Origin of the sequence: Halobacillus litoralis (assembly GCF_009856355.1) — a bacterium.
In the GTDB taxonomy this organism is placed as follows: domain Bacteria; phylum Bacillota; class Bacilli; order Bacillales; family Halobacillaceae; genus Halobacillus; species Halobacillus litoralis_B.
Map to the genome: position 1 here is coordinate 137,593 of NZ_WMEW01000001.1, position 22,734 is coordinate 160,326.

Consider the following 22,734-nt stretch of genomic DNA (forward strand, 5'->3'; position numbering starts at 1 on the left):
ACCTCCCCCTCCATAGATTTAGAGAGAAGAAGGGAGGTGGTTTTAATGATTGAGTGGAGTGTCAGCATTGCAGCGGTCGGGTTTATTTGTCTCGTCATCTTTTTAATTTTCACTTTACGGAAACTCATGGCAACACTGACGGAGACCAAAGAGACGCTCTCTGACGCTAGAAAATCAGTCAACAGCATTACAGATGAGGCTGAAGAGCTGATTCATGAAGCTAACAAAATTTCAACTGATGTCAAAGGAAAAATGGAAGCCGTTGACCCTTTAATCGATTCCGTTCATGATATGGGCGATATGATACACGATGTCACAAGTTCAATAAAACGAACAGCGCTGCAAAAGGAAAACCGAAAAACAAAGGATTCCAAGGATAACCAGAAAAGCAAGCCGGTTCAAATCAAATTGAAGTAAGTCAATTCAACTATCCCCACCCGTCTATAGATACCATATAAAGGGGCGTGGAAGCCTTACAACCCGTTTTTTAACGGCTCCAAAAGGAACAAAAATACCACATCCATCCCTTTTTATCCATACAAAAAACCACGCCGGTCCGGCGTGGTTTTTTGGTTACGATTTTCCGAATTCTTTCTCAAGCGATTCCAGGATCTCCTCCAGACTTTTATCTATACTCGCTTCGACAGCCGCAAGATAAGCCCCTTCGAGAATCGGGTGGGAGACCAGTTTGATTTGATCGGACTCTGTGACTTCAATGGCCATCTCAGCATTCATCCGTGCACTGCCGAGGTCATAAAAAACGATCGTGCTTTCAGCTTTTTCTGTGACCTTCTCCAAAGCGGTCTGGATCTTTTCAAAGCTTGTGCCAAGCTCTCCCTCATCCGTTCCTCCGGCGGCTTCGATTGGAAGATCACCGACAACCTGATGAATCAGATCTTTTACCCCTTCGGCAACTTTTCCGCTGTGTGAGACTAAAAGAATGCCTACACTCATTAAGCTTCCTCCTTCAGGGCCTCGGCAAGGCTTGCGAATAAGTAATAGGAGGATACAGCACCAGGATCCAGATGTCCTTTGGAACGCTCTTTCAAGTAGGAGGCTCTCCCTTTTGTAGCGGTTAGATCTTTCGTAGATTCCATGGCCTTCTGAGCGGTTTCTTCTACAATCGCTGCATCAAATCCGCTGCTCTTCACTTCCTCAAGAACAGGAACCCACACATCGAGCATCGTTTTTTCTCCGGTTTCCGCTTTTCCCCGCTGTTTGATCCCGTCAATCGCGGCTTCAAACATTTCCGCAAAAACATCCCCTTCGACGTCTTTTCCTTTAGCGGCCATGGACATCTTCAATAAGGCTGTGCCATATAACGGGCCCGAAGCTCCGCCAACCTTGGACATCACCGTCATAGCGGCCTTTTTCAACACGTCTGCTGAGGTCTCAAACGTTTCTGCCTCCACTGCCTTGGCAGCTTCAGCAAATCCTCTTGCCATATTAATGCCGTGGTCACCGTCGCCGATCTTCCTGTCCAGGGAAGTTAAGTAGTCTTTTTGCTCCTGCAGATGCTGGTTATAGGATTGGATCCAAGCTGCCGTTTGATTGACATTCATCTAAAACACTCCTTTATATACGAAAAGCCGGTGCTTGACTAGGGGCATCCAGCAGTTCTTTCAATTGATCATCGACTTTCAACACCGTTATAGAACATCCCGCCATTTCAAGGGACGTCATATATTCACCTACAAAGGTATGGGAAACGGTGAGGCTCTTCTCAGCCAGCATTTCATGAACTTTTCGGTTCACGATATAAAGTTCCATTTCCGGTGTCGCTCCCATGCCGTTCACCATGACGGCGACCTCGTCATTTTCATTCAATTCAAGTTCAGGAAGAATGCGTTCAACCATCTCCGATGTGATCTCATCTGCGGATACGAGCGGCTTTTTCTCTATCCCCGGTTCGCCGTGGATTCCGATCCCCATTTCGATTTCCTTAGCGCCCAGCTCGAAGCTTTCTTCTCCGGAAGACGGCATGATACATGGACGTAGTGCGACACCCATCGTCCGCACCTGCTGAACGACTTTTTCAGCGGTCTTCTTCACTTCTTCAAGTGATGCTCCCGTCTCCGCCATTGCGCCTGCCAGTTTATGAACGAATACCGTCCCTGCAACTCCACGCCGGCCCGTTGTAAAGGAACTATCCTCTACGGCAACATCGTCATTGACGACGACTTGATCCACTTGAATCCCTTCGGCTTCAGCAAGTTCAGCAGCCATCTCGAAGTTCATCACATCACCGGTATAGTTTTTAATAACCAGCAGGACCCCTTTCCCACTGTCTACGGCCTTAATGGCTTCAAAGACCTGATCAGGTGTGGGCGATGTGAATACTTCACCGGAAACAGCAGCATCCAGCATGCCTTCCCCGACATAACCAGCGTGGGCCGGTTCATGACCGCTTCCGCCCCCACTGACGATACCGACTTTTCCGGACACGGGTGCATTTTTCCTCGCCACAACGGTTGTATCCTCCACTCTCTTCACGGTCGAAGCATGAGCAGCGACAAACCCATCAAGCATTTCAGTAATCACAAGATTTGGATCGTTGACTAATTTTTTCATCGATTTTCCCCTCGCTTTATAAGAATGGGCACCTCTGATGATCAGAGGTACCCTTCATTTGATTACTTGAATTTACGTGTCGCTTCCACAGCTTTCTTCCATCCGCTGTAAAGCTCTTCCTGCTCATCAGCATCCATCTGCCCTGTAAATGTACGGTCATTATCCGAGTGCTGTTTGATTTCCTCTTTGTCTTTCCAGTAGCCGACAGCCAGTCCTGCCAGGAAGGCAGCACCCAGGGCTGTTGTTTCCTGTACAATTGGACGCTCAACAGGCACACCAAGGATGTCACTTTGGAACTGCATAAGGAAATCGTTCTTCACGGCTCCCCCATCTACACGCAGGGATTTCAGATCAATGCCGGAGTCAGCGATCATCGCATCGAGGACATCTTTCGTCTGATAAGCCAGTGACTCAAGAGTGGCACGGATGAAGTGGGCTTTTGTTGTTCCACGTGTCAATCCGAACATCGCACCGCGGGCATCACTATCCCAGTAAGGTGTTCCAAGACCAACGAACGCCGGTACAAGGTAAACGCCGTCGGAAGACTCTACAGAGGTGGCATATCCTTCAGATTCCGGTGCGCTTTCAATCATCTTCAGTCCATCACGCAGCCATTGAATGGCCGAACCCGCGACAAAAATACTTCCTTCAAGCGCATATTCCACTTTACCGTCAAGACCCCAGGCAAGTGTTGTTAACAGGCCGTGCTCAGACGCAACGCCTTCCTCACCTGTATTCATCAACATGAAGCAGCCTGTCCCATACGTATTTTTGGCCATGCCTTTTTCAAAGCAGGCTTGTCCGAATAAGGCGGCCTGCTGATCTCCAGCTATACCGGCGATCGGAACTTCGTGACCGAAGAAATGATAATCAACCGTCTGCGCATATACCTCAGAAGAAGGCTTCACTTCCGGCAGCATGGATTTTGGTACACCAAGGATATCCAGCAGTTCGTCATCCCACTGCAGATCATAAATGTTGTACATCAATGTACGGGAAGCGTTGGAATAGTCGGTAATATGCGTCTTTCCACCGGAAAGCTTATAAACAAGCCACGTGTCGATCGTTCCAAACATAAGATCGCCATTTTCCGCTTTTTCCCTTGCTCCGTCAACGTTATCAAGAATCCACTTCACTTTTGTCCCGGAGAAGTAAGGATCAAGCAGAAGACCCGTCTTGCTGCGGAACAGGTCGTTATGGCCGGCGGCACGAAGCTCTTTACAGATGTCTTCGGTCTGACGGGACTGCCAGACAACGGCGTGATAGATCGGCTTACCGGTATTCCGGTCCCATACAACGGCCGTTTCACGCTGGTTGGTAATGCCGATCCCGGCAATCTGGGACGGCTCTACATCCGCTTTCCTTAATACATCCGCAATACAGGCAAGAACGGATGTCCAGATTTCATTCGCATCATGTTCCACCCAGCCCGGCTTCGGAAAGAATTGTTCAAATTCCTTCTGGCCGGTTTCAACGATGTTACCCGCTTTGTTAAAAAGAATGGCTCTTGAGCTTGTCGTTCCCTGATCAATGGATAAGATATACTGTTCTGACATTCAAACCCTCTCCTTTTCGTTTCAGCTGATTTTTTCTTCTACTTGATTACCCAGGGACTTCTCCTTCTTGATCTCCGCATTAGCTGCTCCAACCAGGATAACCGCCATTACGACAGACATTATCCAGAAGCCTGCAGAGAAATCAGACATAAACATGGCCCGGTAGAATAATGCTCCGTAGATACCGCCTAAAATCGGTCCGACAACCGGTATCCAGGAGTAACCCCAGTCTGATCCGCCCTTTCCAGGAATCGGAAGCAGCGCGTGGGCAATACGGGGGCCAAGGTCACGGGCAGGGTTGATTGCGTATCCTGTTGCTCCGCCAAGCGACATACCGATCGCGATGATCAACGCACCCACAATCAGTGGATTCAATCCCTCTGTAAATTCGTTGGCACCGATAAATAGCAGCCCCATAATAAGGACGAATGTTCCAATGATTTCACTGACAAGGTTGGAAAAAGGACTGCGTACAGCTGGATCAGTAGCAAACACCGCCAGTTTGGCTCCCTGATCTTTCGTTTCTCTCCAGTGCGGCAGATAATTTAAGAATACAATAACTCCACCGATTGCCGCACCAATCATCTGAGCGGTTACGTAAAGAGGCACCTTCGCCCATGGAAATTCTCCAATTGCAGCAAAACTTATCGTCACAGCAGGATTGATATGAGCACCCGTGAAGCTTCCCACAGCGTACACACCCATAGCAACAGCAAGTCCCCACCCAATGGTGATAACGACCCAGCCGGCTCCTTCTGCTTTTGAATTTTTAAGAACGACCCCTCCAACAACACCGCCACCAAATATGATCAGAATCATCGTCCCAATCAGTTCAGCTAAGAATTCGGACATGTTGTTCACCTCTTCTTTCTCGTTTTTCAAGGGGCATGTGTACAAAAAAGACCCGCACTAAGGTGCATACGTGTGAGGCTGTATGCAAAATAGTGTGGGTCTCCATATCTCCGCCACATGCTTAACTTGTTACTAACACTATAGCGCTTTCTGAAAACGCTGTCAACATATTTTCACAAAAAACAACATAGTTTGATAGGATTTTGGTCGGAGGAAGCAGGAAGATTGTACTACAAATTTTTACCATGGAAATATAATGAAGTTAATGCCGGTATAAAAGATGCTTCCCTCATAGATAGAAACTACATGATTTTCCGGACCTTCAGGTGCTCCCCCTGGCCTTTCCGCGTAGGAACCGCCTGCACGAGCTGAAGATTTGCCGATAAGCGCAATGTGACCATTACGCGCAGCCGAAGCAGGTCCAAGGGACCTCAAGTATTTTTTTCCATTAGCTCTGTTAAAGTCTGTTGTTGATATTTTAAACGATTACTAAATCGTCTCCATCTGGAATCAGGTGTCCGGTCCGTTGTTTACTCAGAGCATGGGATGGCAGGGAAAACCGTCCGCTTTCCGCGGGGAACGATGAGCCTCCTCGAACTTCGTTCTCCGGGGTCTCACCTTGTTCCTTTTTCCCGCAGGAGTCTACCTGTTTTCCCTGCCATCCCTTTCGTAGTGGTGTAACGGACTTCGGTTATGCCCTTTCTAACTACCCTTCTTTGCAGAGGCGGCCTTGGGAATGGCGAGACTCCTGTCGGATGAAGGTACATCTTGAGACCCCGGAAGGCGATGCCTGAGGAGGCTCAAGGTACCCCACGGAAAGGGAGTCATTCCCAAGGCAGCCTTATAAAAATCCCAAGACAGAAAAGGATGATAGGAGCTGACATGTTAAATAACAACACCAATCCATAACAGAGCTTTTCCATTAAAAAAACCCTCCAGTATGGAGGGTTCTTTTAAAACAGCTTATTTGGTTACTTTGTTCTGTAGATCTTCTTTCGCTTCCGGTCCTACCGCAGCATCGCCGCCGAGAACAGTGACAGAAGAGATATCATGAGTGTACACATACTTCGTTAAGTACGCATCCACCTCTTTTGGAAGATCATCAGGCTGAACAAGCAGGAGCATACCGTCTTTACCTGTTACAAGCGGTGCAGATGCAAGGGCATCCGGATAGTTACGTCCGCTTGCGGCAAATAGATTGGTTGCATTCGGCTCGAACTCTTTCAAAATGCTGACGAGGGTGCCGTAACGGTTCGCACCGGACAGGCGCTCCACGGAAACAGCGACTTCCTTCGCCTGGTCAGCGACCTCATCAGAAATGACGCCTGTTCCACCGACTACATAAACGTCTTCATTTTCAAGGACAGCCAGAGCTTCGTCGGATAGATCCTTGCCGTTCGTCAGTACAATCGGCATGCCCTCAGCACCTGCGATGGAAGCAGCACTCAAAGCATCCGCATAGTTTTTACCTGTGGCAAGGAATACACCGTTTCCTTCAAAATCAAAGTCGTTCTGCAGTTTTTCTACAATCTCAAGGTTCGTGCTGTAACGTGTATCACCGGAAACCCGCTCAATTTGATCAGAAGCAATGCTGATCGTATTCAACTGAGCGAAGACATCAGGGGAAACGACGCCTTCACCACCGACAAGATAAACGTTTTCCGCACCAAGGCGGTCAATTTCTTTCAGCGCTTCCTTGCTCAGCTTCCCATCTCTGTTGACAGGGATAACCGGTGCTTCTGCAGCAGAAGCCATCGGTCCGGCAGACAAGGCATCCGGGAAGTTATAAGCGGTCGTTACGACAACAGTATCTGCACCGCCATCCGGATAGAGGTCCTGGGAAATATCAAGCGCTGTACCTTCACGTGTTTTACCGGAAAGGACATTGACGACGTCCGCATCCGTTGTAACTGGTACAAGGTCAAGCACTTCATCTGTATCGGCATCAACCATGTACAAGCCGGCATAGCCTTTGATCGGCTGCTCTGGAGTCGTGATGGAAAGAGGAACGTCCACCGTTTCGCCGACGCCTAGTTTAGTAGCTTTGGCATCTGTTGTAACGGATCCCTCTCCTTTTTCATCAGAATTATAGGATAGAAGTTTCTCTTCCGTCATGTTCAATGTGTAATCAACAGAAGCAGAACCTGTACCGAAGTAATCCACAGCAATCTGGTAGTTTCCATCAGGAAGACCTGTTACCGTGAAAGCTTCATCATTGGAGCTGGAAGCACTGGATGCGACCTCTTCGCCTTCTTCATTGAATAGGAACAGATCCAGATCCACCGGCTCAGCAGGAGCCACATCTACGCTCAAGGAGACATTGTTTTTGATTTCAACATCAATCAAATCACCATCATTCGGGATTTCGTCGACTTCCTGAGTGACGGTTCCTTCGATGGTTTTGTTAATAGGGCCGCTGAAGCCGACCGTTTCAAACTTCACGTTAGCCGCTTCTTTCATGTAGTTGGTAAAGGATACTTCTTTTTCGAAGGTTTCAGAAGAACCGACTTTACCAAGATCGATGCTTCCCGGCTCGCTGACAACATCCTGGGCGACAGCGTCTAAGGTATACTTGTTCATTTCCTTACCTTCTTCAGGAGCAATCGTTCCATAAACATGGACTTCCCATACGCCGGCTTTCGGAGATGGAACAACCACATCTTCCACATCCAGCCCACCGTATCCGGCATATCCAACAAACTCATTCACCTGTGTGCCATCTGGATTGAACACAAGCATACGGACACGACCCTGGAATTCTCCACTTTCCTTCAGAGCATTCAAGGAGAAGCGTAGTTCACTGACACCGGAATCAACGTCGAAGGTGTAGCCTTTTGTCTGGGAAGACTGCACTTCGTCTGTCGTTCTGAAGCGGTGTTTGTTTTCTTTCGTAAACTCATAGCCAGTGATGATTGTCTGAGCACTTCTTGCTTCGACATAAGGTGTAGAAGCATCATCAATGATTAAGTTCCCTGCGTTCACGCCTGTTTCCAGCTTGGATGCATCATACTCGACATCAATATACTCATATTCTCCTGCGCCGAGTTTGACTTCATCAACGGATGGCGTAAACCAGTCGTGGGAAGCAGAAATATCAAGAGTCTTCGCTTCATCACCCGGGTTCTCAATCAAAACTTCGACGGTTTCCGGGATATCTTTGTTACGGACATACAATCCAGGTCCGCCGGAAATTTTCTCCCCGTGGAATACCGTCACATCGACATTTTCAACGTCGTTGACGAAATTATCTCTCATGTACTCGTAGGCAGCTGGAACATTGATCAGTCCCTGACCTTCCTGAGCCCGGTTATAACCGTCCAGTTTGTCCGCTGTCTGCACAAGTGCTTCACGGGCCAGTTCATAATTGAACGGCAGACGGTCTTTCTCTGCAGCTGATTTAAGCAAAGCTACAGCCCCGGCGACGTGTGGTGCTGACATACTTGTACCCTGAAGCACATCATACGCTTGACCTTCCGGGAACTGGTGGACAGGCTGGGCCGCATAGGCAGACCCAGGACCTACGATATCCGGTTTTTGATCTCCGGCTTCATTCGGTCCTACAGAGGAGAAGTACCAGAGGCCGTCCCCTTCAAGTGGGTTGCCGTCCTCATCTTTACCGTAAGGATAGGCGCCGTATTCCTTCGCCCACATCTGCTCATCAATGTGCGCACCAACAGAAATGACGCTGGCTACGTCCCCAGGTGAACCGACCGTATCAATTCCCGGTCCGCTGTTACCTGCAGAAGTAACAAAAACAATATCGTATTGATCGCTGAGCAGTGTCATCAACTCGCCGTAGCTTCCGCCGCCATCATTCAAATCAGGCAGAGAGCCAAGGCTCAAGTTGGCGACATCGACACCGAATCCACCTTCTGATTCCGGCAGGGCAGCGTCAATCATCGCACGTTGAATGCTCCACGTATAAGCTCCGCCTTCTTCTTTGAACACACGAAGACCGACAAGCTCAGCTTCCGGAGCCACACCTTCACCGGCTACCGCCCCTGTTGCATTGGATTTCAGCGGCCCATTGGCTGCTGAAATTCCGGCAACGTGGGAACCGTGACCGTTGAAGTCTGTAAACAAGTTGACCTTCTTCACAGCATCGAATTCCTGAGTTTCATTGTTTAATAGCTTTTGCTCTTCCAAGTTGTTTACACGGAAGTTCGCACCTGCTACATCATCGGAAGGATCGATGTCAAAAGTACCCGTTTCGCCTTCCTTATAAGCTGTCTCATCTGTAAAGTCAAAATCAAAGTCTGTATCCACATAGACTTCATCCCCTGCTAGAAGGACAGGGAACCAGTCACCGAATGCCTCTCCAGACTCACCATCCCCGTTAAGGTCGGCCTTGGCTTCAAACCAGGTTTCTCCGTAGTACAGCTTATCATCCGGAGAGTCAATCCCCTCCGTCTTGAAAATACCTTCGTAGATGGTGTCCCCTTCTTCAAACTCATCAAAGAATGGAACATCCCCTTCCGCCAGATAGTTGGCGTTCTGACCCGTATATTCCTTGTAGCTGGAATAACGCTCCTCAGCTGCGTAAGGACGGTCTATGAATTCATTGGAAATCGTGTAGTCCCGCACATCTGTAATATGGGAGCTGCCGTATTTTCTCGTTTCTTCAAATACTTCCTCTGAAGTTTCTTCCGCATCCTCATCGACTTCAGGAAGATTAGTGAAGGATTCGTGCCCTGGGTCTGGACCAGAGTCAATGATTCCGATACGGACACCTTCGCCGCTGAATTTATCGTGGAATCCGTCTACTCCAGTAGATGGGTGGGTTTCCAGCTGATCCGGCTCAACCACAGCGTCTTGATCCACCTCATCCTGCCCATCCGTGTTCAACTCATCAGGATTGACGGGAGCAAGCTCAAGCTCCTGGTTCTCCCCTACTGTACGAACCGAGTCAAGCTTCACGATATCAAGGATTTTATTTGTCGGTACTTCAGCCAGATAGCCATAGTTTTTGTGGTTCTGGATGACTTTGACACCCAGCTCTTCCAGCTGCTTCGTCGCATCTGTCTTACCATTACCGATAATGACCAGCTCTTGTTTTGAATCCGAACTGTTAGCCAGGGAAACGACTTCATCATAATTCATTAACGTATTAAAAGACTTCGCCGCTTTTGTTTCTGCCTGAACCCCGGCCGCTCCATATGTACCAATCCCTGCAAACGAAGACGCAACGATAGCCGCACTGGCTAAAACAGACAACGCCTTCTTTTTCACGTTCTTTTTGTTTTTCTCAGCCACCAAAGTAAATGACCTCCCTATGATATTGGTCAACCAATAAAAACCTCTATGCCTCCTTTTTTTCATAAATATTTCAAAATATTACAAATTAGATTGTACGTTATACCCCGAAAATCGTCAATGAATATTCGCTCAATTTAGAATATTTTAGACAAGTAAAAAACCCGGTGAAATCACCGGGTCCATCCATATTTCCTATGAAAAATCATGCATGTGAATAAATACAGCTACATGAGGTCTGAGATGAACAAAGGCGTTGTTCCATCTTCTTCCTCAAAGCCCAGTTTTCCGTAAAACTCGACGACGTTCGGATAGGCGATCAATACCTTCGTCTGGTAACCTTTATAACGATGAAGCATGCGGTCCATCATGCCTTTCCCTATGCCTCTGCCCTGGTAGTCCGGGTGGATTAACACATAATGGAAATAGGCGGTCAATACGCCATCGGACAAGGCATTCACTAATCCAATTAACTGATCTCCATCCCAAGCTGTGATACAAGAATGAGATCCTTTAACAGCCTCCAACACTTCTTCAGGGTACTTTCCTGACTCCCATTCTACAGAGAGAAATAATTGCTGAAGGTTTTCTTTCGTCATATTTTCCATATTATCAGTATAGGAGATTTCCATAAAAGAACCCTCTTTCATTGATCTAATTTTGTTCCATGGGTCGCCAGCTCTTAATTGTGAAAACACCCACAGATTCACACTTTTGACCCATGAAAAACTCTGCATAAAAAGAAAGTCGTCCCTGTCTAAAAACCGACTTTCTTCCTATTATGAATTACCGGTAAAAAATATCATCAATCTCCCACGCATGTTCGGCTGGGACGGGGTAAGTGCCTCCAATGATGTAATAACTGGATCGGTCCTTAAATAGTCGGATGCTGTCCGCTGTTACAGGTGCATATCTTTCGTTAGTCAAAATAATCGGACTTGCTGTCTTTACAGCAAGAGGCGCGGCGGCCATCGCATCCGGGAAGTTCTGACCTGTTGAAAAATAAAGCGTCTCAGCTGATGCACGGCCGAAGGTCCGGTGCATAGCCTTATTGGTCTCATAGCGGTTTTTCCCTGAAACGCGGAGGGGATGGGCATCGGGAAGAGTGGAGGCGACCTTTTCTGAGATCGGCTGGGTCCCTCCAACAATATAATTCTTAGTAATCCCTTCCTCTTCCATATACGTTTGGACGACTTCCGGGATTTCATCCTGTTTCACATATAAAATAGGATACTGCTTTACTCCGCTGTACGCTGAAGCCGATAGAGCGTCCGGAAATTCCTGTCCTGATACGACAAAGCCTTTATTCGTCTCATAAGGAATCAATTTGTTCACGGCCACGGCTGTCTCATACCTGTCAGACCCCTTGATCCGGTGAACATCATAGCCTTCGTTTTCTACATCGTTCTCTACATCAGCGGAAACAGCCACATCTCCTCCGATAATGATGACATCCGTGGCGTTCAGCCGGTCCAATTCCTCTTTAATGGAAGATGATAGATCACTTCGCCTTTCTAATAGAACGGGACTGTTTAAATAAGAGGCGAGGGGGGAAGCTGCAAGACTATCCGGAAAATCTTTTCCCGTAGCGAGAATCACAAATTTCCCCTGCTCTTTCTCCCCATCAATGGTGAGCGTTTCTTCTTCCAGAGCGTCCCATCCTTTTTTAGAGATGGCCGTGGACGTTTCGACGGAAGCAGCTCCTGAGATCCGCTGGTAATCACGAACTTGATTAAGCGTCTTTTCCGCATTAATCATTCCCTCTCCCAGTTCATATGTACTGGCTGCAGTTTCCGCGCCATCCACAATCAACCGCTGCACCTGCTCCGCTTCTAAATAGGGCGCATGGTTTTCAACTAAAGCCGCAAGCGCACTCACATGACCAGAGGACATACTCGTTCCGCCCATTCTCTTATATCCATCATCGAGATACGTACTATACAGGTCTGTCCCCGGTGTAATCACATCAACTTCAGGGCCATAATTGGAAAAAGAAGCTTTTTCGTTATCTTCCAAGTCATAACTTCCGACAGAAATGACCTGATCCAAAGCTGCAGGATACAAAGCTTTTTCGCGGTCATCATTCCCTGCAGCAGCAACGACGATGACGCCTTCCTGCCTGGCATATTCAATGGCATCGGCAAGGGCAGTACGATATACGTAAGTTCCCAGACTTAAATTGATGATATCCACGCCTTGCTCGACAGCGTAGTCAATCCCTTCAATGACGTCGGACAAATTCCCGGACTCAGCCTCCATCACCTTCACCGGCATCATTTGAACATCCCCTCTGGATAAGGAAGAAACGCCAAGGTGATTACTTGTGACAGCTCCAATCAGCCCGGCCACATGAGTACCATGACCAAAGGTGTCTTCCGGGGATTCCGATGGTTCGAGAATATTTGTTCCTTGGATCAATTGGCCTTCCAGGTCCGGATGGTTGAGACTCATCCCGGAATCAATAACCGCAACGACCGGATCCTCCTCTGATACCTTTTTATAGTCCATCCACGATTCTTCTGCATGGACGGCATCGAAGGTCTTTTTCTGATCAGGGTAAAAAGGGTCGTCGGGAACGTCCCCCTGGGCATATACTTTTACATCTGTTTCTATGTATTCCACATCGGGATCTTCTTTTAGTTCCTTCTGTTTCTTTTCTGCCTGATCTTTATCAACCGGAACCACATCGACCGGGAAGGACTTTTCCCCTGACTGGGAGGTGACTTCCTCTTTATACTTCACAATGAAGTGAACCTGCTCTTTTTCCTCCGCGTGGATCACCGGTATCATTAAACTGAACATCACAAACATGACTGCCACAGAAATAATAGATCGTACGTAGTTCCTGTTCATATATGGACTCCTTTTTATGTAGTAGAGAATCCGGTAGGGTTAGTCCTCAAATGCCCGAATCCTCCCTTTAGTTTACATGGGGATGGACCTTTTTTAAATATTGACTTTAGGACGATGATGTACGCTTTCCTTATATTTTGATATGGTCATGATCTTACAGGACATAAATAAAACGCTGGACGTCTCAAGTCCAGCGTTTACGATTGAAAGGGAAAAATCCCAAGCGTCTTTTTCGTTTTCATCCGTTCCGGTGGATCTGTATAAACCATTTCCCCATCAAGAAGGACATGTGCATTTTCCATAAACTGATACATCACGTCGGAGCCGAAAGATTTTTGGATCTTATCATACGCCTGCCTTAAGAAAAAGCCTTTCTTCTTATCATCCACAGCGTGGGAGGCCACAACGTGGGCCAGGTTATGGCGGATCATCTGCAGCGCAAGCTTTTGAGACGGTTTTCCCTGCTTATTCGCTAAACTGGCTGCTGATACTTGAGTGACTGCCCCATTTTTCACAAATTGATAAAGGAGATCAGGCTGCTGCTGGAATACCTGGTTCTGTTCAGGGTGAACAATAACCGGAATATACCCTTCCAGCTGCATATCATAAAGCACCTGCTTGGCATAGTGCGGGATGTCCTTATTGGAGAACACCACGTAAATGTATGGAGTTTTTTCATTCATCGGTATAATGTACCCATTCTTCAGATCATCGACAAGTTCGCCATAAACCTTAACTTCATGTCCGGGGAGGATACGCACCTCGATGCCCTGATCAAATAACTCCTTGTTCAGTTCTTCACACTGGAGTTTAACTTCCCTCGGTCCTCTCTCAAATTGAAAGCGCGGAGCGGCAACTATCGTTTCCACCCCTTGGTCGGAAGCTTTCTGCGCCATTGCCAGACTCCCCTGCATGGATTCCGGCCCATCCCCTGTTCCAGGGAGGATTTTGCAGTTCAAATCAATCATACCTCTCACCTCTCTACGTTTTATAGAAGAATCATTCTTTAAAGGAAACGATTGGATAAAAATAAAAGAAGCTGGAGGCTTCCATAAACGTTCATTATTGAGAACTATATCCAGTATAATACAGGGGAACCTCTGGAATAAAGGATGATTTTCCTCTATTTTTAACCGCATTCTCCATTTATTATTTAATTCGTACATTATAAGTGTCTATATCTCTATATTACTTAATTTATCTTCCATTTTTGTTTATTTATAGAAATTCGAACATTAAAACAATTTCCAGAAAAAAGATATATCCTATACAGTTCTTCTCATTTCTCAATTAAGAACACAGGGTGATGGATCTACCCTACCGCCCCCCTATATAATAAGGATATAACCAGATCCTCTTTGCTTTAATAACACTCCACAAACCGCACCAAACCAGCATTTAACTGCTGTATATGAGTCTAAATGTTCATTATTCCATCATTTACCGCATAAATCGATATACTTCTTGTAATCTTTTGTAATTTGTTGTACGTTCTTTATAAAGAATAAGTCAGAGGGAGGAGTTCCTATTGCCTTAAAGAATCCTCCAGTTCCTATGCATGGCCCTGAGGGAAGCAGCAGCAGAAGTCAGCGTCGAAAAACCAACATCAAGAAAGTGGGAGGTTGCATTTAATATGGAATGGATACCCATAATAACCGGGATTAGTCTTTCCAGTGTCGTCATCGGTCTGTCGTATTTGGTTTCGACCAGAAAACGACGGGAGGATGAGGTTTAATATACCCTTTCGTTCTTTATAAATAACAAACATTCTTTAAAGAGGTGCAAACATGAAGAAATACCTGATCGTCTTATGTGCTCTCCTGATGGTATTCGCCAGTACAGGTCCGGTATCTGCTGAACCTGCAGCAGAAGATAAGAAAACCCTGGTGGTTTATTCATCTGTGAACCATCAAGTGGACGAAGACGAACGTAAATTGGACATGCTTTTGAGCCATTTCACAAAAAACATCGATTTCGTCCATGTCTCTGAATTTCAGCCGGACGATACGAAAGATACCACTCATATCTTTTATTACGGGAGCCGGAATGAGCAGCTCCCCGACTCCTTTCTGGCATCCATGGATTCTTATGAGGGCACACTGACTGTCATCGGGCACAATCAGAATCAATTCAAAGACCATTTCAGCTTTGAAGCATCACCTAAGTTATCCAACTTCAACTTTATGTATCTTGATGGGGAAAAGGAAGAAAAAATAAAAATCCCTCTCCAGTCTGTATTCACCGTTCCTGTAAATGAGGAAATAGAAGTGCTCGCCTGGGCGGAAGGTGGAAAAAAAGCCAAGCCATTAGTGATGGAAGAAAACGGCGCTTATTACGCAGCGTCTCCTGACGTCATCTCCCCTGTATCCACACTGTTCGGAGATGTGCTTCATGACATATACCAAAGCTCTCATGAGGAGAGCCACCCGGGATACATCCGTCTTGAAGATATTCATCCGCTCGTGGATCCTGAAAAACTAAAAGAAACAGGAGAGGTTCTGATCGAGAACGACATTCCTTTTATGATGGCGGTCATCCCTGTATATACAGATCCCGAAACTGGAAGAAGGTCCCACTTCTCTGATTATCCGGAGACCTTGGAAGTTATTCAATATCTACAAGAGAATGGCGGTTCCGTGGTTCTGCATGGTTACACCCACCAGTACCGTGCCTCAGAGACAGGGGAAGGGTTTGAATTTTGGGATGTCGAAAACAATACGCCTATTTATAAAGAAGGCCGTGATCCTTCTCCGATAAAAAGACCCGATGATTTCCACACGAGGGACGCTTATGAGGACTATATGGCAGAACTCAAAGATTTTGAAAGGGACTATACGGAAACAAAACTAAACAAAGGAATACAGGAGCTTACCGGGTTCGGGCTTTATCCCCTTGCCTTTGAAGCCCCCCACTACACGATGTCCCAGCACGGATACGAAATCGCATCTGAATTCTTTTCCACCTATGTGGGACAGATGCAGCTATCCGACGAAAACTGGCAGGTCATGGACAGTGCTCCCTACAGCACCTCTCCTTCGTTCACACATGGAATGACCGTTCTGCCGGAAACGCTGGGCTACGTGGAACCCGATAACAAACAGGCAGCGGATGAGATTATCCAGAAGGCCGAACAGCAGATGATGGTAAGAGACGGCATGGTCTCGTTCTTCTATCATCCTTATCTCGGGGCCGAACGTCTGTCAGAAGTGATAGATGGACTGAAGGATAGGCCGATTGAATGGATCGACTTGAAAGAAGAAAATACAAAGGTCCAGTCCGACGAAGTCACCATTACAGCCGCGGATGGAAACGTGAATGTAAATAAGAATACGTTCCAATTATTCACGGAATCGAAAACCCTTTTTCATTATTTTGTTCAAAATACAGCAGATAAGGTGACGTGGACGATGGTGGGAGTCAGCTCTCTCAGTGTAATGCTGTTCTGTTTTTACACATTTGTTTCCTACAGACGCCTAACCCAAAACGAACGGAGTGATCAAGTTGGCTGATATTCTTCTCTATATCTCCCTTTTCCTTATATGGGCCATGCTGTTCTATCATATGTTCCTTATGCAGGGCGGCTATCGACATTCCATTGAATACCGCCGGACAAAGGATCGATGGGAGAAGAAACCTTTCCATTACCCGTCCGTCAGTGTTCTGATACCTGCTCACAACGAAGAAATGGTAATTGAAGAAACGATGAAGGCGATGCTGAACCTCAATTATCCAGAAGACAAAATTGAAGTCATCGTCGTCAATGATAATTCCAGTGATGCGACAGGCGAAATCGTTGATGCCTACGCCAAACAGCACCCAAGAATCAAGGCGCTGCATACGAAACCCCCGCATGCTGGAAAAGGAAAGTCCGGGGCGTTGAACCAGGGATTAAAGAAATCGACAGGCGAAGTAATTGTCGTCTATGATGCCGATAACACTCCGGAACCGGATGCAGTCCGCTATCTGGCGCTCGGCATTGAGAACGATGCCAAAGCCGGGGCCGTCGTCGGTAAGTTCCGTGTGACCAATGGAAACAAAAACCTGCTTACCCGTCTGATCAATATCGAGACCATTACCTTCCAATGGCTTGCTCAGGCCGGACGATGGTTCTGGTTCAAAATGGCTACCATCCCAGGTACAAACTTTGCGATTCGGAGGTCAATCCTTGAAAAACTCGGCGGATGGGATGAGAAAGCCTTATCCGAAGATACCGAACTGAGTTTCCGCGTGTACAATCTGGGCTATCACATCCGCTTCTTCCCAGCGGCGATCACCTGGGAACAGGAACCTGAAGTATTAAAGGTTTGGTGGAAACAGCGGACCCGGTGGGCGCGTGGGAATGAATATGTCATTTTCAAATACTTGTTCTCCCTTCATAAGCTGGAGAAAAAGAAGATCGTGATCGACCTCGTCTATTTTCTGTTCACTTATCTCTTATTCTTTGGCGGCGTCATGATTTCCCACTCGATCTTCATTATGAATCTATTCTGGGATCTGAATTTATCTATGGGAATGGTCTCTTATGTCCTTCTCGTGCTCGGGTTCCTGCTTTTCGTCACAGAGGTGACACTCAGCCTCAGCTTCGAAAGAGGACAATTGACGTGGAAGAACTTTGCTGTGGTCCTGTTTATGTATTTCACCTACTCCCAGCTCTGGATCATCCTCGTCGTCTACGCGTCCTTCCTTGAGGCGAAACGCATTCTATTCAAACAGGAAGTGAAATGGTATAAAACACAGCGATTCCAAGGTAAACAGACGAATGAAAACCGTTCAGCATCTTAAAGATAAGGGGAAGAAAACGGCCGTATGGATGTCCGTGATCCTTTTGGTCATCATAGGAGGGAGACTCATTTACGGAAATGAAGATAATCAGGATACCCTCACCTTCCTGAAAACATCCTTAACCAACGATAACCACACACCTGCCACCTATATGAAACCGGAAACCGCTCTGGATTCTGATGAAGTACAGGGGCGGGAAAGCTTATCTGAATCGATGGGCTTTCTGCTCCTTTATGCCGTCGAAGCTGGAAAGGAGTCGTTATTTGAAGAACAGTATCAATTACTTGTGGATTACTTTATGGATGAGGAAGGATTGATCTATTGGAAAATCGACTCTTCCGGCAGCCCCGGGGTACCTGTCAATGCTTTAGTGGATGACTTAAGAATTGTAAAGGCGTTATATGCTGCAGGAGATCAATGGAACAAGACAAAGTACACGGACACAGCAGAACAGGCCGGCAGCTATATCAGCCGGTCCTTGACATACCAGTCCACCCTTGTCGATTATTCGGATCAGTCCAGCGGAGGAACAGCCCATTCCCTCACCCTCTCTTATATTGATGTGGAGGGGATAGACCTCCTCCGTCAGCAGGGGCACATTGATCCAGACGTATATGATACGACCATCGATGTGCTGGAAGAGGCAGAACCAAAGAACGTCTTCTATCCAAAGGCCTACAGTGTCGAAAAAGATTCATTTTCCTACGATGAGGAAATCAACATGATCGACCAGATGATCACCGCCAATAACCGGGCACAGCTGGGACTGCCATCCAACGCTTTGATTTCATTCATTAAAGAAGAAATGGAGCAGAACGGTGTTCTCTATGGAAGGTACAACCCCTCTGACTTTGAGCCTGTCGTAAAATATGAATCTCCAGCGGTTTACGGATTCTTAATCATGTACGCCATCCAGCTGGAGGATAAAGAGCTGGCTCTAAAGGCTTATGATCGTATGACGGCGTTCCGCTCCAACCATATGAGTTACCGCGGTGGGTATTCCATCCATGAAGGAAACACCCACATTTTTGACAACCTCGTTCCTTTATTAGCCATTGAAAAACTGAAACATACTGGATGGATTTAATGCGGACGTCTTCGTTCGACGGCAGGATGGAGGAATGCCTGCTCATCCAGGGTAAAGCTTCTGCTCTGGATTGTTCACGGCCGCTCTGCCCCAGCTGTTCGGAACACCAGGAATTGAAAAAAGCTGCCGAGGACTTTCTCGGCAGCTTTTTTCATCTGTACATTTTCAAGAGAAGAGGGACATGGGGATCTGTTCTACACAGGCCCTTACAGCCTTCTCCTGCAGATTGTGGATAAAACGATCACCAGGAATGAGAAGCCTGTCCAGCACGTATGAGCTTATAAAGGAAGAAAGCAAAAAAGATATAGAATCACCCAATAAAGTCCAACGACCCGGAGACACTTAAACTGGAGAATGGTGAAGAAGGAAAAGAGGGTTCCTTTTGAAGAAGACACCCTGTCGGAACCAGGGGAAAATATGAAACACAAGGAATCAATCATAAACCCTGTAACAACAAAGAAGAAATCAATGCCTATCGTGGTTACGGTGACCGATTACAACAAAAATAATAGCAGCGGCACAGAAATCTGGTTATTTCCATTCTGTGCCTGTGCCGGCTCTTCATACCTGCAATCCCTCCACTTTGAGGGCCTGTTTAGACAGGACGAAAGTGCTTCTTCACTCCATGAACCGTATAATTCATAAAATACCAAAGGGAACGCACACCATTGATCCCTTTTACTTTCCGGTACGTATTCCACGTCTTTTTGGCAGATTTCCATTTGTTGCTGGACAAAGAATCGCTGCACTTCCTGTAGAAAGCCAGAGGCTCATTTAATCCATAAGCCGTTGACCCTGAGGATAACAGCATCAGCCATAAGCCGTAATCTTCTGAGCAATCTCTGTAAAGGGGCATCCGGATGGATCCGAACCTGCGGCGGTCCAACATCACCGTCAATGTTCCAATCGAAGTGTTCTTCAAAAGGTCTTTGTAGCGGACTTCACTCGGTGCCTTGAAAATAAGGCTGGTCTCTTCCCCGCTTTCTTTCATCATCTTATAGGCTGTGAAGCTGAAAGCAGCATGCCTGTTTTTCATAAAGGAAAGCTGCTTTTCAAGCTTCTCGGGCATCCATAAATCATCGCTGTCTAAAAAGGCAAGATATCTTCCCCGGGCTGATTCAATCGCCCGGTTCCTGGCGTAGGCGGGACCTTTGTTTTCATGCAGGCAGATCAACCGGATTCGATCGTCTTCTTCCTGTGCTTTTCTCACGATGGATACAGTTTCATCCCGGGAGCAGTCATCGACGATAATCATTTCCCAATCGGTATAGGTTTGATGCTGAACCGTTCGAATGGTTTCCATAATATGACCTGCCGCATGATAGGCAGGCGTAATGATACTCACCGTGTCATTGCTCATCATTGCTCAACCTCCTATTCATGATTAATGAATGGCCTGCTTTTTATCGATGCGCTTCATTTTCGCATCTGTGACTTCCACGCCCCGGGCTTGATCACGCTGGAAAATGACTTTGATTGTCAGGAGTAACACCTTGATGTCCAGCAGAATACTGTATTTCCTCACATAAGTCAGATCAAAGCGAAGCTTATTAAGAGGAGAAGTGGTGTACTTCCCATACACCTGGGCCAGCCCGGTGATCCCCGGTTTGACTTTAAACCGGTAACGGTATTCCTCGTTTTCTTTCTTGAACTGTTTGACAAAGTAATCACGTTCCGGTCTTGGGCCAATGAGACTCATATCTCCTTTGAGTACATTGAAAAGCTGAGGCAGTTCATCCAGCCGGGCTGCCCGTAAGACTGCCCCTACCGGCGTAATCCGCGGATCCTTATCTCGGGCAAGCACCGGCCCACTGTGCTTCTCGGCATCCACCACCATACTTCTGAACTTATAAATGGAAAACGGTCTTTCATTCATCCCCAGCCTTTCCTGTTTATAAAAAGCAGGTCCTTTGGAAGTGAGCGGGATGAGAATCGTCAGCACAGCCAGGACAGGACTTGTTATTAGAAGTAAGGATGCAGATAACAAGAGATCCATCCCTCTTTTCAAGATCTTCTGGAGAGTCGTCATTTGAAAGGGTTTAATCGTAAAAACCATGAAATCACCGGCATATCCCGTCTTCGCCTGATGAACACCGAGATCATAAAGCTCAGGAATAATAAAAATATCTTTGTCATACTTCAAAGCAAGGTTCGTCAACTCCACTTTCTTATTCGAAGGAATCGTATGATCGATCACGACTCGATCAAAGGCGTCCTTCTGGCGGCTGAAGAATGCCTCATCAGCATCTTCGACAAAGGAGAACAATTCATCTCTCGTATTTTCATGAAAGAAATGTCCAGCCGAAAAGGGATCCTCACCAATAAAGAGGACGCGGGTGTGTTTTCGCGTTTTTCCTGCTGGTCCAAAAACAGGAAGAATCAGGAGAAGCACACCTGTCTGGAGAACGAGCGTAAGCAACACGCGTTGAACGTTCGAAAGAGAAGGAGCTTCTGTTAATACGCTTATATTCAACAGAAAGAGAACGACAGCACCCGTCATCCATCCTATTGGCTTCAGAGGAAGGATCCTCAAGCTGCGGGATACAGGGAAAACCGTTGACTTGATATACAACACAAGTCCGAAAATCACAAGGGCAGCGCTAAAACAAACCGCTGTAACGAACCATCCATATGGAGTCATGAAATCCATGCTTTACCCACCTTCACCTTAGAGAATTTTTATTCTTTATTAAGAACGACAGAGGAAATTTTTTTCGTTTCTTCTGCAATGAACAAATATTCCTGAAGTGTTTTTTTAACCATCTGATCAAGGGAAAAATCCTGTTCCACCCGCTCTCTGGAGTTTTTTACGATGTGACTCTGCAGCCTGGGATTCGAAAACAACTGCGTGATTTTTTCCTTGAATAAGTCAGCCGAGTGCCGGGGAATCAGGTGGCCTGTCACACCATCCCTGACAGCTTCTTTGATTCCTCCACGATCGATGGAAACCACCGGGGTTCCGACAGCCATGGACTCAATTACAACCATTGGAAATACTTCTCTTTTCGAAGTGACCAGCATGACATCCATATCTTTAATGAAGGCTTCCGGATCCTTGATCTCCCCACACATGACCACATGATCATCCAGCCTTTTATGGGTGATCAGCTGCTGCAGATGGTCCTTCTCGGGCCCGTCGCCTCCGATGAAAAAGCGGAACGGTTTGTCATCCTTCATTTTTTCTGCTATTTCAATGAACAGTTCGTGATTTTTTTCATCTGATAGACGTGCGAGAATGCCTACATGGATGGGAGATGCCTGTCCGGCTTTTTTTAAAGGGAATTGTTGGAGATCAACTCCGTTGTGGATCGTCTGAATCCGCTGCGGGTTGACCCCGAGCATGACCAGCGAATCCCTTTCAAACTGGCTTACTGTAATGATCCGTTTTACATACGTGTTTAAAAGTTTCGTGAAAAGAAAGGGCATCTTTTTTTCGAGAATAGTGACATTGTGTTTCGTATAGACCAATTGGATATCCCACTTACAGAAATGCTTCAATAAGATTCCGTATCCCAGCATGCGCAGACTGTTCGCGTGGATGACCTTGATCGCATGCTTCTTTATGAAGCGCGAAAGTGTCCTGTAATTCCTCCTGTGAGAGTGCCTTGTCAACTTCACAAACTTGTCTTGATGCAGGAGCCGGCTTTGAAGTTCTCCCTCCGCTGCTCCGTAATAGAAGGTAAGATTCCTGTGGGCTAAATGATTTTCCAGCTTACAAAAATATGTTTCTGCTCCACCGACGATCAACTTGTCCGTCAGCAACAATACGTTCATTTCCAT

The 22,734-nt window shown here is 46.7% G+C and carries 16 protein-coding genes; 4 read left to right on the forward strand and 12 right to left on the reverse strand.

Annotated features, from left to right (window positions below; all coding sequences use genetic code 11):
• Positions 1 to 45 precede the first annotated feature (45 nt).
• Positions 46 to 417: a DUF948 domain-containing protein gene (locus tag GLV97_RS00685; protein WP_160838003.1), complete on the forward strand. Its 372-nt coding sequence runs from the start codon at positions 46 to 48 to the stop codon at positions 415 to 417.
• A 156-nt stretch (positions 418 to 573) separates the two neighbouring features.
• Here the strand turns inward: GLV97_RS00685 and dhaM are convergent, their stop codons facing one another.
• The 9 genes from dhaM to GLV97_RS00730 all read right to left on the reverse strand — a co-directional run bounded on the left by dhaM (position 574) and on the right by GLV97_RS00730 (position 14,053).
• Positions 574 to 954: a dihydroxyacetone kinase phosphoryl donor subunit DhaM gene (dhaM, locus tag GLV97_RS00690; RefSeq protein WP_160841853.1), complete on the reverse strand. Its 381-nt coding sequence runs from the start codon at positions 952 to 954 to the stop codon at positions 574 to 576.
• Positions 954 to 1,562 carry a dihydroxyacetone kinase subunit DhaL gene (gene dhaL, locus GLV97_RS00695; protein WP_160841852.1) on the reverse strand — a complete coding sequence of 203 codons (609 nt, stop codon included), beginning with the start codon at positions 1,560 to 1,562 and terminating at the stop codon, positions 954 to 956. Before dhaL ends, dhaM begins: the two co-directional genes overlap by 1 nt.
• A 13-nt stretch (positions 1,563 to 1,575) precedes the next feature.
• Complete coding sequence (gene dhaK, locus GLV97_RS00700; protein WP_160841851.1) at positions 1,576 to 2,571, reverse strand: dihydroxyacetone kinase subunit DhaK; 996 nt, start codon at positions 2,569 to 2,571, stop codon at positions 1,576 to 1,578.
• A 62-nt stretch (positions 2,572 to 2,633) separates the two neighbouring features.
• Positions 2,634 to 4,127, reverse strand: a complete 1,494-nt coding sequence (gene glpK / locus GLV97_RS00705; protein WP_160837997.1) for a glycerol kinase GlpK — start codon at positions 4,125 to 4,127, stop codon at positions 2,634 to 2,636.
• Positions 4,128 to 4,148: 21 nt separating this feature from the next.
• The gene (locus GLV97_RS00710; protein ID WP_272917319.1) at positions 4,149 to 5,009 is read right to left on the reverse strand and encodes an MIP/aquaporin family protein; all 861 of its coding nucleotides are present in this window, start codon (positions 5,007 to 5,009) and stop codon (positions 4,149 to 4,151) included.
• A gap of 933 nt (positions 5,010 to 5,942) precedes the next feature.
• Positions 5,943 to 10,232: a cell wall-binding repeat-containing protein gene (locus tag GLV97_RS00715; protein WP_160888709.1), complete on the reverse strand. Its 4,290-nt coding sequence runs from the start codon at positions 10,230 to 10,232 to the stop codon at positions 5,943 to 5,945.
• A gap of 227 nt (positions 10,233 to 10,459) precedes the next feature.
• Positions 10,460 to 10,864: a GNAT family N-acetyltransferase gene (locus GLV97_RS00720; RefSeq protein WP_160841849.1), complete on the reverse strand. Its 405-nt coding sequence runs from the start codon at positions 10,862 to 10,864 to the stop codon at positions 10,460 to 10,462.
• Positions 10,865 to 11,018: 154 nt separating this feature from the next.
• A complete protein-coding gene (locus GLV97_RS00725; protein WP_160888710.1) occupies positions 11,019 to 13,085 on the reverse strand; it encodes a S8 family serine peptidase in 2,067 nt (688 codons plus the stop codon).
• 197 nt (positions 13,086 to 13,282) lie between these two features.
• Entirely contained in the window at positions 13,283 to 14,053 is a 771-nt protein-coding gene (locus GLV97_RS00730) for a tyrosine-protein phosphatase (RefSeq protein WP_160888711.1), read from the reverse strand.
• An 819-nt stretch (positions 14,054 to 14,872) separates the two neighbouring features.
• Here GLV97_RS00730 and GLV97_RS00735 point away from each other — a divergent pair.
• The 3 genes from GLV97_RS00735 to GLV97_RS00745 are packed head-to-tail and all read left to right on the forward strand — an operon-like array spanning position 14,873 to position 18,954.
• Positions 14,873 to 16,594 (forward strand): DUF2334 domain-containing protein, encoded by a 1,722-nt coding sequence (locus GLV97_RS00735; protein ID WP_160888712.1) that lies wholly within the window; start codon positions 14,873 to 14,875, stop codon positions 16,592 to 16,594.
• On the forward strand, positions 16,587 to 17,867 hold the full coding sequence (locus GLV97_RS00740) for a glycosyltransferase family 2 protein (RefSeq protein WP_160841845.1): 1,281 nt from the start codon (positions 16,587 to 16,589) through the stop codon (positions 17,865 to 17,867). Before GLV97_RS00735 ends, GLV97_RS00740 begins: the two co-directional genes overlap by 8 nt.
• A complete protein-coding gene (locus GLV97_RS00745) occupies positions 17,845 to 18,954 on the forward strand; it encodes a glycosyl hydrolase family 8 (protein WP_160888713.1) in 1,110 nt (369 codons plus the stop codon). Before GLV97_RS00740 ends, GLV97_RS00745 begins: the two co-directional genes overlap by 23 nt.
• A gap of 595 nt (positions 18,955 to 19,549) precedes the next feature.
• Here the strand turns inward: GLV97_RS00745 and GLV97_RS00750 are convergent.
• The 3 genes from GLV97_RS00750 to GLV97_RS00760 are packed head-to-tail and all read right to left on the reverse strand — an operon-like array spanning position 19,550 to position 22,728.
• Positions 19,550 to 20,317: a glycosyltransferase family 2 protein gene (locus GLV97_RS00750; RefSeq protein WP_160888714.1), complete on the reverse strand. Its 768-nt coding sequence runs from the start codon at positions 20,315 to 20,317 to the stop codon at positions 19,550 to 19,552.
• A gap of 21 nt (positions 20,318 to 20,338) precedes the next feature.
• Entirely contained in the window at positions 20,339 to 21,604 is a 1,266-nt protein-coding gene (locus GLV97_RS00755) for an exopolysaccharide biosynthesis polyprenyl glycosylphosphotransferase (RefSeq protein WP_160888715.1), read from the reverse strand.
• A gap of 29 nt (positions 21,605 to 21,633) precedes the next feature.
• Positions 21,634 to 22,728 carry a glycosyltransferase family 4 protein gene (locus GLV97_RS00760; RefSeq protein WP_160888716.1) on the reverse strand — a complete coding sequence of 365 codons (1,095 nt, stop codon included), beginning with the start codon at positions 22,726 to 22,728 and terminating at the stop codon, positions 21,634 to 21,636.
• Positions 22,729 to 22,734: the final 6 nt, after the last annotated feature.